The following is a 12642-nucleotide window of genomic DNA, read 5'->3' on the forward strand; positions in this document are numbered from 1 at the left end:
GAACCGCGATGAACCTGCTGCTCGCCGAGGTGGCCCAGGCCACCCAGCGGCTGGCCGACGCCGGTGTCCCTTCACCGCGATTCGACGCCGAGGAACTCGCCGCCTTCGTGCACGGCGTCAAGCGGGGCGAGCTGCACAACGTGCCGGACCGGGACTTCGACGCGCGCTACTGGGAGACCATCGCCCGCCGTGAGGCCCGCGAACCCCTCCAGCACATCACCGGCCGCGCCTTCTTCCGCTACCTGGAGCTCCAGGTGGGCCCCGGCGTCTTCGTGCCCCGTCCGGAGACCGAATCGGTCGTCGGCTGGGCCATAGACGCCGTCCGCGCGATGGATGTCGTCGAACCGCTCATCGTCGATCTCTGTACGGGATCCGGTGCCATCGCCCTCGCCATGGCGCAGGAGGTGCCGCGCGCGCGTGTGCACGGCGTGGAGCTGTCCGAGGACGCCCTCAGATGGACCAGGAAGAACGCCGAGGGGTCCAGGGTCACCGTCCACCGGGGAGACGCCGCAACGGCCCTTCCCGAGCTCGACGGCCAGGTCGACCTGGTCATCTCCAACCCGCCCTACATCCCGCTCACCGAGTGGGAGTACGTGGCGCCCGAGGCCCGTGACCACGACCCGGAGATGGCCCTCTTCTCCGGCGAGGACGGCCTCGACACCATCCGGTCCATCGAGCGGACCGCGCACCGCCTGCTGCGCCCCGGCGGCCTCGTCGTCATCGAGCACGCCGACACCCAGGGCGGCCAGGTCCCGTGGATCTTCACCGAGGAGCGGGGCTGGGCCGACGCGGCCGACCACCCCGACCTGAACAACCGGCCCCGTTTCGCGACCGCCCGCAAGGCCATGCCGTGACCGGCGATCAGGACCCGCACGACCCGTACCCGCCATACCCGTACATGCTTGAGGAGGCCGGCTGATGGCACGGCGATACGACTGCAACGACGCGACCGACCGTACGACCGGCCTGCGTGAGGCCGCGTCCGCCGTCCGCCGCGGCGAACTGGTCGTGCTGCCCACCGACACCGTGTACGGGATCGGTGCGGACGCCTTCAGCTCCGAGGGCGTCAGCGATCTGCTCGACGCCAAGGGCCGCGGCCGCAACATGCCGACACCCGTGCTGATCGGCTCCCCGAACACCCTGCACGGCCTGGTCACGGACTTCTCCGAGCAGGCGTGGGAGCTCGTCGACGCGTTCTGGCCCGGCGCGCTCACCCTCGTCGCCAAGCACCAGCCCTCGCTCCAGTGGGACCTCGGCGACACCCGGGGCACCGTCGCCATCCGGATGCCCCTGCACCCGGTGGCCATCGAGCTGCTCACCGAGGTCGGCCCGATGGCCGTCTCCAGTGCCAACCTCACGGGACACCCCTCGCCGGAGGACTGCGACGCCGCCCAGGAGATGCTGGGCGACTCCGTCTCCGTCTACCTCGACGGCGGTCCGACGCCCGGCATCGTGCCGTCCTCGATCGTCGACGTCACGGGCGCGATCCCGGTTCTGCTGCGCGCCGGCGCGCTCTCCGTAGAGGAGCTGCGCAAGGTGGTACCAGACCTCGAGGTGGCCAATTGACCGCCCCTGAGGGGCGTGGCATAGCGGGGCAGACCGACACTTTCCGCATCCTCCACGTCAGCACCGGCAATGTCTGCCGCTCGCCGATCACCGAGCGGCTGACCCGTCATGCCCTGGTGGACCGCCTCGGCGATCCGCTCAGTGGCGGCCTGATCGTGGAGAGCGCGGGCACCTGGGGGCACGAAGGCGCCCCCATGGAGGCCAACGCCGAGATCGTCCTCGCCGACTTCGGCGCGGACGCCACCGGCTTCGTCGGCCGCGAACTGCTCGACGAGCACGTGATCCGCGCCGACCTCGTGCTCACCGCCACCCGCGACCACCGGGCCCAGGTGATCTCCATGGGCCACTCGGCCGGGCTGCGGACGTTCACGCTCAAGGAGTTCACCCGGCTCGTCCGGGCCATAGACCCCGCCACGCTCCCGGACCCGCGCGACGAGGGCGTCGTCGAGCGTGCCCGCGCCCTGGTGCGCGCCGCGGCGGCCCTGCGCGGCTGGCTGCTGGCCCCCACGGTCGAGGCGGACGAGGTGTACGACCCGTACGGCGCCCCGATCACGTTCTTCCGCTCCGTCGGCGACGAGATCAACCAGGCCCTCGATCCCGTCGTCACCGCGCTGACAGGCGTACAGACCCCGCACTGATCCCTATGGCGCACCGGCCGTGAGGCCGACCGGCGTAGCGGGCCGTCCGGCAGCGGGCAGTGGTCCACGCACGGGCCTACATTGGTTTGAGAGCCCACCCCTCCCCAGGCCCGGAGCCGTCACATGCCGGTCACCACTCCAGCCGCACCCGCACCCGCGTCCCGCTCGCGCACAGCCCTCCCGCAGGACTTCGGCGCCCTGCTCCGGAACGACCCGGAGATCGCCGACGTGCTGCTCGGGGAGGCGAACCGGCAGGCGGACACCCTCCAGCTGATCGCCGCCGAGAACTTCACCTCGCCCGCGGTCCTCGCCGCGCTCGGCTCCCCGCTCGCCAACAAGTACGCCGAGGGCTACCCCGGTGCCCGTCACCACGGCGGCTGCGAGCAGGCCGACGCCGCCGAACGCATCGCGATCCAGCGGGCGACGGCGCTCTTCGGCGCCGAGCACGCCAACGTACAGCCGCACTCCGGTTCCTCGGCCGTCCTCGCGGCCTACGCCGCCCTGCTGCGACCGGGCGACACCGTCCTGGCCATGGGACTCCCGTACGGGGGACATCTCACCCATGGCTCACCCGGCAACTTCTCAGGCCGCTGGTTCGAGTTCGTCGGCTACGGCGTGGAACCCGACAGCGGTCTGATCGATTACACGCAGGTCCGCGCCCTGGCCAGGGCACGGCGCCCCAAGGCGATCGTGTGCGGTTCCATCTCGTACCCGCGGCACCCCGACTACGAGCTGTTCCGCGACATCGCCGACGAGGCCGGCGCCTATCTGATCGCCGACGCCGCCCATCCGATGGGCCTGATCGCCGGGGGAGCGGCGCCCAGCCCCGTGCCGTACGCGGACGTGGTCTGCGCGACCACGCACAAGGTGCTGCGGGGGCCGCGCGGCGGCATGATCCTGTGCGGCCCGGAACTGGCGGAGCGGATCGACCGCGCGGTGTTCCCGTTCACCCAGGGCGGTGCCCAGATGCACACGGTCGCGGCGAAGGCGGTCGCCTTCGGCGAGGCGGCGACCCCGGCGTTCGCGCTGTACGCCCACCAGGTGGTCGCCCATGCGCGGGTGCTCGCGGCCGGTCTTGAGGCCGAGGGCTTCGACGTCACCACCGAGGGCACCGACACCCATCTGATCGTCGCGGACCCGGCCCCTCTGGGAGTCGACGCACGCACCGCCCGCGAGCGGCTGGCGGCTGCGGGCATGGTCCTGGACACCTGCGCCCTGCCCTACGGCGACGCCCGGGGCATCAGGCTGGGCACGGCCGCCGTCACCACTCAGGGCATGGACGAAGCCGACATGGCGCGGATCGCGGTGCTCTTCGGTGCGGCGGTCCGGGAGACCGGCGACGCCGGCCATCTGCTGGCGGACGTGCGGGAACTCACGGTGAGGAATCCGCCCTATCCGGGGTAGTCGAAGCGGGTGCAACCGTCTCCCGTACCGTGGAGTCCTTGTTCTTGAGGCTAGGGTGTGGGGCTGAGATGGCCGGCGATTTCTGTGGGGCAGCCCGTGCGTGATTACCTGCTGACGCTCTGTGTCACGGCCGCAGTTACTTATCTGCTGACCGGGCCGGTGCGTAAGTTCGCCATCGCGATCGGGGCCATGCCCGCGATCCGTGCGCGTGACGTACACCGAGAACCGACACCGCGGCTCGGTGGCATCGCCATGTTCGGCGGACTGTGTGCGGGGCTGATCGTCGCCGCCCATCTGGACAACCTCACGGATGTCTTCGAACTCTCCAACGAGCCAAGGGCGTTGCTCTCCGGCGCCGCGCTGATCTGGCTGATCGGCGTCCTGGACGACAAGTTCGAACTCGACGCGCTGATCAAGCTCGGCGGGCAGATGATCGCCGCCGCCGTCATGGTCATCCAGGGCCTCACCGTCCTGTGGCTGCCGATCCCCGGCGTGGGCACGGTCGCCCTCACCCAGTGGCAGGGCACGCTGCTCACGGTCGCGCTGGTCGTCATCACCATCAACGCGGTCAACTTCGTGGACGGCCTGGACGGCCTGGCGGCCGGCATGGTGTGCATCGCGTCCGCGGCGTTCTTCCTCTACACCTACCGGCTCTGGTACGGGTACGGGATCGAGGCGGCCGCCCCCGCGACGCTCTTCGCGGCGATCCTGATGGGCATGTGCCTCGGCTTCCTGCCGCACAACATGCACCCGGCGCGGATCTTCATGGGCGACTCCGGATCGATGCTGATCGGTCTGGTGCTCGCCGCGGGCGCGATCTCCGTCACCGGACAGGTGGACCCGGACACGATGAAGCTGTTCGAGGGCAGCGAGCGGCAGGCGACCCACGCGATGCTGCCTGTCTTCATCCCGCTGCTCCTGCCGCTGACGATCATCGCGATCCCGGCCGCCGACCTGGTGCTGGCGATCGTGCGCCGCACCTGGAACGGTCAGTCGCCGTTCGCCGCCGACCGCGGGCACCTGCACCACCGGCTGCTGGAGATCGGCCACTCGCACAGCCGGGCCGTCATGATCATGTACTTCTGGTCCGCGCTGATCGCCTTCGGTGCGGTCGGGTACTCGGTCCACTCGGCGTCCATGTGGATCGTGCTCACGATCATGGGGGCGAGCGCGGTGGGTCTGATCCTGCTGCTGATGCCCCGCTTCACGCCCCGCACCCCGGACTGGGCCGACTCGTTCGTACCGCCCCGCTACCGGCGCCGCAGGCACGCCGCCAGGTCGGAACGGGTGGTCGGGTACGGGCAACAGGGCCCGGGTGACCCGCACATGGCGCCGGAGGCCCCTGAGCGGACCCCGGTGGCCGTCGGGGTCTCGGGCGTCAACGGGGCGACGGCGATCGGCTCCCGCGCGCGTACGCACGAGCGGCGCAGGGCTGACTCATCGCGTTGACGTTTCGGACGCCAATGCCCATTACCCCGCAATGCGTTGGTATGTCCCGCGCAAACGCGCAGGGTCACTCTCATGTGTGACAGTTGGCACACTTTTCAGGTAAAGACCTCATCAAATAGTTTGTGATACCGTTCACGAGACCCGGTGATAGAGCCGAAGGACCTTGGTAAGAGGGTCCATTGGCTGAGCATCGACTCGCGCCGGGCCTACGCTCGTCCATGACGACACCACTGCCCACCCCCTGCAAAGCGGAGTTGCCGCCATGCCGTCCAACGACGTCCGGACTCTCCTCCAGACCGCCGTACCCACCGCTGCCGTCGGCGCTGTCGCCGCCGCGATCAGCGGTGTGGTCGCCGGCGGCAAGGGAGCCCTGGGTGCGGTCGTTGCGACGCTGGTGGTGATCCTCTTCATGGGGATCGGGCTGGTCGTTCTGCAACGGACCGCCAGGTCCCTCCCGCACCTGTTCCAGGCGATGGGGCTGATGCTGTACACGGCACAGCTCCTGCTGCTGTTCATCTTCGTCGCCGCGTTCAAGAACACCGAGGTGTTCAACCCGAAGGCCTTCGCGATCACGCTGGTCGCGACGACTCTCGCGTGGATCGGCGCACAGGCGCGTGCGCACATGAAGGCCAAGATCCTTTACGTCGAACCCGACTCCGACAAGGGTGACAAGCCCAAGAACACGGGGTCTTCGACGTGAAGGGTAGGGGCGGAATAAGCACAGGTTCGGGACCCTGCTATCGTCCGGTTCCAACTGCGGCACTGCGGGCGCGGGCATGTGAGCTGACGCCTGCTCGATCGCGAGGCTCAATGCCTGACTGCCGCTCACACATCCGTAACACCAGTCCAGTGCCGAACCGCGGCTGCGCGCCGCGCCGACACAACGAGGTTGCCGTACCTATGCGCCACGCTGAAGGAGCCCGCGGTGAGTGCTGACCCGACACAGGTGCTCGCCTTCGAGACCGATTGCCACATCTTCGACGGTTGTGGTTTCCCGGCACCCGGCTTGCACTCGTTCCTGTTCGAGCCGCTGTGGGGTGACCCGGACAGCAACTTGTACTTCAACAAGCCGATGCTGCTGGCGCTCCTCGGCTCGATCATCATCGTCGGCTTCTTCTGGGCGGCTTTCCGCAAGCCCAAGATGGTCCCCGGCAAGCTGCAGTCGATCGCGGAGATGGGTTACGACTTCATCCGCCGCGGCATCGTCTACGAGACGATCGGCAAGCGCGAGGGTGAGAAGTACGTCCCCCTCGTCGTCTCGCTGTTCTTCTTCGTCTGGATGATGAACCTCTGGTCGATCATTCCGGTCGCCCAGTTCCCGGTGACGTCGATCATCGCGTACCCGATCGTGCTGGCACTGATCGTCTACGTGCTGTGGGTCAGCCTGACCTTCAAGCGCCACGGTTTCGTCGGCGGCTTCAAGAACATCACCGGATACGACAAGTCGCTGGGCGCGGTGCTGCCGCTGGCCATGACGATCGAGTTCTTCTCGAACCTGCTGGTCCGGCCGTTCACGCACGCGGTGCGACTGTTCGCGAACATGTTCGCCGGTCACACCCTGCTGCTGCTGTTCACGATCGCCAGCTGGTACCTGCTCAACGGCATCGGTATCGCCTACGCAGGCGTCTCGTTCGTGATGGTCATCGTGATGACCGCGTTCGAGCTCTTTGTCCAGGCGCTTCAGGCGTACGTCTTCGTACTCCTGACCTGCACCTTCATCCAGGGCGCGCTCGCCAAGCACCACTGAGCATCGCGCACCCGACCCTTATTCGTCCGGTGGCCAACCCCCACCGGTCCTTGAAAGAGAAGGAAGACTGGCATGTCCCAGACCCTCGCCGCTGTCTCTGGCGACCTGAAGGCTCTCGGCTCCATCGGTTACGGCCTCGCTGCGATCGGTCCCGGCGTCGGCGTCGGCATCATCTTCGGTAACGGCACCCAGGCCCTCGCCCGCCAGCCCGAGGCTGCCGGCCTCATCCGCGCCAACCAGATCCTCGGCTTCGCCTTCTGTGAGGCGCTCGCCCTCATCGGTCTGGTTATGCCGTTCGTCTACGGCTCCTGATTTTTCAGGCCGGACGAACAGCAACCGAGACGAAAGGCACTGATGTGAGCCAGCTGCTTACGGTCGCGGCTGAGGAGATGGAAAATCCCCTCATCCCGCCGATTCCAGAGCTCGTCATCGGCCTCATCGCCTTCCTCATCGTCTTCGGCTTCCTCGCCAAGAAGCTCCTCCCGAACATCAACAAGGTTCTGGACGAGCGTCGCGAGGCCATCGAAGGCGGTATCGAAAAGGCCGATGCGGCCCAGACCGAGGCCCAGAGCGTTCTTGAGCAGTACAAGGCTCAGCTCGCCGAGGCCCGCCACGAAGCCGCTCGCATGCGCCAGGAGGCGCAGGAGCAGGGCGTCGTCATCATCCAGGAGATGAGGGCGGAAGGTCAGCGGCAGCGCGAAGAGATCGTCGCCGCCGGCCACGCCCAGATCGAGGCCGACCGCAAGGCCGCGGCCTCCGCGCTGCGTCAGGACGTGGGCACGCTCGCCACCGCCCTGGCCGGCAAGCTCGTCGGCGAGTCCCTCGAGGACCACGCCCGGCAGAGCGGCACCGTCGACCGTTTCCTCGATGAACTCGAGGCGAAGGCCGAGGCCGTCCGATGAACGGAGCGAGCCGCGAGGCGCTGGCTGCCGCACGTGAGCGTCTCGACGCACTGACCGACAACACGTCGGTCGACGCGGCGAAGCTCGCAGAGGAGCTGGCAGCCGTCACCGCGCTGCTCCACCGCGAGGTATCGCTGCGCCGGGTCCTCACCGACCCGTCGCAGGGCGGCGAGGCGAAGGCCGAGCTGGCCGGGCGGCTGCTGAGCGGTCAGGTGGGCGGCGAAGCCGTGGACCTGGTCTCCGGCATGGTCCGTTCCCGCTGGTCGCAGTCGCGTGACCTGGTCGACTCGGTCGAGGAGCTGGCGAACACCGCAGACCTCACCGCGGCCCAGCGCGCGGGTGCACTCGACGACGTCGAGGACGAGCTCTTCCGGTTCGGCCGGATCGTCGGTTCCGACAAGGGACTGCGTTCCGCCCTGACCAGCCGGACCGCGCCCACCGCCGCCAAGAGCGAGCTGCTCCGCAGCCTGCTCGGTGGCAAGGCGCAGCCCGTCACCGAGCGAGTCGTCACGCGCCTCGTGACCCAGCCCCGTGGACGTAGCCTGGAGGCGGGACTCGACTCCCTGTCCAAGCTCGCCGCGGAGCGCCGGGACCGCATGGTCGCCGTCGTCACCTCGGCGGTACCGCTGTCCGATCGGCAGAAGCAGCGCCTCGGCGCCGCCCTGGCGAAGATCTACGGCCGGCAGATGCACCTGAACCTGGACGTGGACCCCACGGTCCTCGGCGGGATCTCGGTGCGCGTCGGTGACGAGGTCATCAACGGCACGATCGCGGAGCGCCTCGAAGAGGCCACCCGCCGGATGGCCGGCTGACAGCGCGCAGCGCACAAGTACCACCTGAACGAGCAAGAACAGCGGCCCGGTTGGGCCGTGCAGAAATTGCAGAAGATTCCTGGGGGTCGCCCCCAGACCCCCTTAAGAAACTTCGGGCCCAACAAGGAGAGCAGGGAACCCAGATGGCGGAGCTCACGATCCGGCCGGAGGAGATCCGGGACGCACTGGAGAACTTTGTCCAGTCGTACAAGCCGGACGCGGCCTCGCGCGAGGAGGTCGGTACGGTCAGCGTTGCCGGCGACGGCATCGCGAAGGTGGAGGGTCTGCCCTCCGCCATGGCGAACGAGCTGCTGAAGTTCGAGGACGGAACCCTCGGTCTCGCCCTCAACCTCGAGGAGCGCGAGATCGGTGCGATCGTCCTCGGCGAGTTCAGCGGAATCGAAGAGGGCCAGCCGGTGCAGCGCACCGGTGAGGTGCTCTCCGTCGGCGTCGGCGAGGGTTACCTCGGCCGCGTCGTCGACCCGCTCGGCAACCCGATCGACGGTCTCGGCGAGATCGCGACCGAAAGCCGGCGCGCCCTCGAGCTGCAGGCCCCTGGCGTCATGGTCCGCAAGTCGGTGCACGAGCCCATGCAGACCGGCTACAAGGCCGTCGACGCCATGGTGCCGATCGGCCGCGGCCAGCGTCAGCTGATCATTGGCGACCGTCAGACGGGTAAGACCGCTCTGGCCGTCGACACGATCATCAACCAGCGCGACAACTGGCGCTCGGGCGACGTGAACAAGCAGGTGCGCTGCATCTACGTCGCCATCGGTCAGAAGGGGTCCACCATCGCCTCGGTGCGCGGTGCCCTCGAAGAGGCCGGCGCGCTCGAGTACACGACCATCGTCGCCGCCCCGGCGTCCGACCCGGCCGGCTTCAAGTACCTGGCGCCGTACACCGGTTCGGCCATCGGCCAGCACTGGATGTACGCCGGCAAGCACGTCCTGATCATCTTCGACGACCTGTCGAAGCAGGCCGACGCCTACCGCGCCGTGTCGCTGCTGCTGCGCCGCCCGCCGGGCCGTGAGGCGTACCCGGGCGACGTCTTCTACTTGCACTCGCGTCTGCTGGAGCGTTGCGCCAAGCTCTCCGACGAGATGGGCAAGGGCTCGATGACGGGTCTCCCGATCGTCGAGACCAAGGCGAACGACGTGTCGGCGTTCATTCCGACCAACGTCATCTCCATCACCGACGGCCAGTGCTTCCTGGAGTCCGACCTGTTCAACGCGGGTCAGCGTCCGGCGCTCAACGTCGGTATCTCGGTCTCCCGAGTCGGTGGCTCCGCCCAGCACAAGGCCATGAAGCAGGTCTCCGGCCGTCTTCGTGTGGACCTCGCCCAGTACCGCGAGCTGGAGGCGTTCGCCGCCTTCGGTTCCGACCTGGACGCGGCCTCCAAGGCTTCGCTGGAGCGCGGTAAGCGCATGGTCGAGCTGCTGAAGCAGCCGCAGTACGCCCCGTTCCCCGTCGAGGAGCAGGTCGTCTCCGTCTGGGCCGGCACCACCGGCAAGATGGACGACGTCCCGGTCGAGGACATCCGTCGCTTCGAGAGCGAGCTGCTGGAGTACCTGCGCCGCGAGCGCAAGGACCTCCTGACCAGCATCGCCGAGGGCGGCAAGATGTCCGACGACACGCTGCAGTCGATCGCTGACGCGATCGCCACCTTCAAGCAGCAGTTCGAGACCTCGGACGGCAAGCTTCTGGGCGAGGGCTGATCGATGGGCGCTCAGCTTCGCGTTTACAAGCGCCGCATCCAAGCCGTCACCGCGACCAAGAAGATCACCAAGGCGATGGAGATGATCGCCGCCTCGCGCATCGTCAAGGCGCAGCGCAAGGTGCAGGCTTCGATGCCGTACGCGACCGAGCTGAACCGTGCGGTGACCGCGGTGGCGACGGGTTCCTCCACCAAGCACCCGCTCACCACCGAAGCCGAGTCCCCGGTCCGTGCCGCGGTCCTGCTCATCACGAGCGACCGCGGTCTGGCCGGCGGCTACTCCTCCAACGCCATCAAGGCGGCGGAGCGGCTCCGGGAGCGGCTCGCAGGTGAGGGCAAGGAGGTCGACACGTACATCGTCGGCCGCAAGGGTGTCGCCTACTACGGCTTCCGCGAGCGCAAGGTCGCGGAGTCGTGGACCGGCTTCACCGACAGCCCGGCGTACGGGGATGCCAAGAACGTCGCCGCGCCCCTGATCGAGGCCATCCAGAAGGACTCGGCCGAGGGCGGCGTCGACGAACTGCACATCGTCTTCACCGAGTTCGTGTCGATGATGACGCAGAACCCGGTGGACAACCGGATGCTGCCCCTCTCGCTCGACGCTGTGACATCAGCGGCTACCGCCGCGGGTGCGGAGGAGAGCGGTAAGAAGGGCGAGATCCTTCCGCTGTTCGACTTCGAGCCGTCGGCGGAGGACGTCCTCGACGCCCTCCTGCCGCGCTACGTCGAGAGCCGTATCTACAACGCACTGCTGCAGGCCGCTGCTTCCGAGCACGCTGCCCGCCGCCGCGCGATGAAGTCGGCGACCGACAACGCCGGGGATCTCATCAAGAGCCTCTCCCGGCTTGCCAACGCGGCCCGCCAGGCCGAAATCACCCAGGAAATCAGCGAGATCGTCGGCGGTGCCAGTGCTCTGGCCGACGCGACCGCGGGGAGTGACAAGTAATGACGACCACTGTTGAGACGGCCGCTGCCACGGGCCGCGTCGCCCGGGTCATCGGCCCGGTCGTCGACGTGGAGTTCCCCGTCGACGCGATGCCGGAGATCTACAACGCCCTGCACGTCGAGGTCGACGACCCGGCCGAGGACGGCGCTCGCAAGACGCTGACCCTCGAAGTCGCCCAGCACCTGGGTGACGGCGTGGTCCGTGCGATCTCGATGCAGCCCACCGACGGTCTGGTCCGCCAGGCCCCGGTGACCGACACGGGCAAGGGCATCATGGTGCCGGTCGGTGACATCACCAAGGGCAAGGTGTTCAACACCCTCGGTCAGATCCTGAACGAGCCGGAGGCCGAAGCTCAGATCACCGAGCGCTGGCCGATCCACCGCAAGGCCCCGGCCTTCGACCAGCTCGAGTCCAAGACCGAGATGTTCGAGACCGGCCTGAAGGTCGTCGACCTGCTGACCCCGTACGTCAAGGGCGGCAAGATCGGTCTGTTCGGTGGTGCGGGCGTCGGCAAGACGGTCCTCATCCAGGAAATGATCATGCGTGTGGCGAAGCTGCACGACGGTGTGTCGGTGTTCGCCGGCGTCGGTGAGCGCACCCGTGAGGGCAACGACCTCATCGACGAGATGACGGACTCGGGCGTTCTGGAGAAGACCGCACTGGTCTTCGGTCAGATGGACGAGCCGCCGGGCACGCGTCTTCGCGTGGCCCTGTCCGCCCTGACCATGGCGGAGTACTTCCGCGATGTGCAGAAGCAGGACGTGCTGCTCTTCATCGACAACATCTTCCGCTTCACGCAGGCCGGTTCCGAGGTCTCCACGCTGCTCGGCCGTATGCCGTCCGCGGTGGGTTACCAGCCGACCCTGGCCGACGAGATGGGTGTGCTCCAGGAGCGCATCACCTCGACGCGTGGTCACTCGATCACCTCGATGCAGGCGATCTACGTCCCCGCGGACGACCTGACCGACCCGGCCCCGGCCACCACGTTCGCCCACCTCGACGCGACGACGGTTCTTTCCCGTCCGATCTCCGAGAAGGGCATCTACCCGGCCGTGGACCCGCTGGACTCCACGTCCCGCATCCTGGACCCGCGCTACATCACGCAGGACCACTACGACACGGCTACCCGTGTCAAGGGAATCCTGCAGAAGTACAAGGACCTCCAGGACATCATCGCGATCCTCGGTATCGACGAGCTGGGCGAAGAGGACAAGCTCGTTGTCCACCGTGCCCGTCGCGTCGAGCGCTTCCTGTCGCAGAACACCCACGCCGCCAAGCAGTTCACCGGCCTGGACGGTTCGGACGTGCCGCTCGACGAGTCGATCGCCGCGTTCAACTCGATCTGCGACGGTGAGTACGACCACTTCCCGGAGCAGGCGTTCTTCATGTGTGGTGGCATTGAGGACCTCAAGGCCAACGCCAAGGAGCTCGGCGTCTCCTGAGCCTTCGGCTCACCGAGGGGGG

At 68.0% G+C, this 12642-nt stretch carries 13 protein-coding genes; all 13 read left to right on the plus strand.

What is annotated here, in order from left to right; genetic code table 11:
* The first annotated feature begins 8 nt into the window (after positions 1-8).
* Positions 9-854: a peptide chain release factor N(5)-glutamine methyltransferase gene (prmC, locus tag ACFWSK_RS11685; RefSeq protein ID WP_383783697.1), complete on the plus strand. Its 846-nt coding sequence runs from the start codon at positions 9-11 to the stop codon at positions 852-854.
* 64 nt (positions 855-918) lie between these two features.
* Positions 919-1566: an L-threonylcarbamoyladenylate synthase gene (locus tag ACFWSK_RS11690; RefSeq protein WP_383783698.1), complete on the plus strand. Its 648-nt coding sequence runs from the start codon at positions 919-921 to the stop codon at positions 1564-1566.
* The gene (locus tag ACFWSK_RS11695) at positions 1563-2204 is read left to right on the plus strand and encodes a protein-tyrosine-phosphatase (protein WP_383783699.1); all 642 of its coding nucleotides are present in this window, start codon (positions 1563-1565) and stop codon (positions 2202-2204) included. The genes ACFWSK_RS11690 and ACFWSK_RS11695 overlap by 4 nt, the downstream gene beginning before the upstream one ends.
* Before the next feature lie 123 nt (positions 2205-2327).
* Positions 2328-3608, plus strand: coding sequence for a serine hydroxymethyltransferase (gene glyA / locus ACFWSK_RS11700; protein WP_383783700.1), 1281 nt, complete (start codon positions 2328-2330; stop codon positions 3606-3608).
* 84 nt (positions 3609-3692) lie between these two features.
* On the plus strand, positions 3693-5057 hold the full coding sequence (locus ACFWSK_RS11705) for an MraY family glycosyltransferase (RefSeq protein WP_383783701.1): 1365 nt from the start codon (positions 3693-3695) through the stop codon (positions 5055-5057).
* 262 nt (positions 5058-5319) lie between these two features.
* Positions 5320-5757 (plus strand): hypothetical protein, encoded by a 438-nt coding sequence (locus ACFWSK_RS11710; protein ID WP_383783702.1) that lies wholly within the window; start codon positions 5320-5322, stop codon positions 5755-5757.
* A 210-nt stretch (positions 5758-5967) separates the two neighbouring features.
* A complete protein-coding gene (atpB, locus tag ACFWSK_RS11715) occupies positions 5968-6804 on the plus strand; it encodes a F0F1 ATP synthase subunit A (RefSeq protein WP_383783734.1) in 837 nt (278 codons plus the stop codon).
* A gap of 72 nt (positions 6805-6876) precedes the next feature.
* A complete protein-coding gene (locus tag ACFWSK_RS11720) occupies positions 6877-7116 on the plus strand; it encodes a F0F1 ATP synthase subunit C (RefSeq protein WP_383783703.1) in 240 nt (79 codons plus the stop codon).
* A 44-nt stretch (positions 7117-7160) separates the two neighbouring features.
* On the plus strand, positions 7161-7706 hold the full coding sequence (locus tag ACFWSK_RS11725) for a F0F1 ATP synthase subunit B (protein ID WP_383783704.1): 546 nt from the start codon (positions 7161-7163) through the stop codon (positions 7704-7706).
* Positions 7703-8518: a F0F1 ATP synthase subunit delta gene (locus tag ACFWSK_RS11730; RefSeq protein ID WP_383783705.1), complete on the plus strand. Its 816-nt coding sequence runs from the start codon at positions 7703-7705 to the stop codon at positions 8516-8518. The genes ACFWSK_RS11725 and ACFWSK_RS11730 overlap by 4 nt, the downstream gene beginning before the upstream one ends.
* 143 nt (positions 8519-8661) lie before the next feature.
* On the plus strand, positions 8662-10233 hold the full coding sequence (gene atpA / locus ACFWSK_RS11735; protein ID WP_383783706.1) for a F0F1 ATP synthase subunit alpha: 1572 nt from the start codon (positions 8662-8664) through the stop codon (positions 10231-10233).
* Positions 10234-10236: 3 nt separating this feature from the next.
* On the plus strand, positions 10237-11178 hold the full coding sequence (locus ACFWSK_RS11740) for a F0F1 ATP synthase subunit gamma (RefSeq protein ID WP_383783707.1): 942 nt from the start codon (positions 10237-10239) through the stop codon (positions 11176-11178).
* A complete protein-coding gene (gene atpD / locus ACFWSK_RS11745) occupies positions 11178-12620 on the plus strand; it encodes a F0F1 ATP synthase subunit beta (RefSeq protein WP_362835161.1) in 1443 nt (480 codons plus the stop codon). Before ACFWSK_RS11740 ends, atpD begins: the two co-directional genes overlap by 1 nt.
* Positions 12621-12642: the final 22 nt, after the last annotated feature.

This window comes from Streptomyces sp. NPDC058620 (genome assembly GCF_042717135.1).
Lineage (GTDB): Bacteria > Actinomycetota > Actinomycetes > Streptomycetales > Streptomycetaceae > Streptomyces.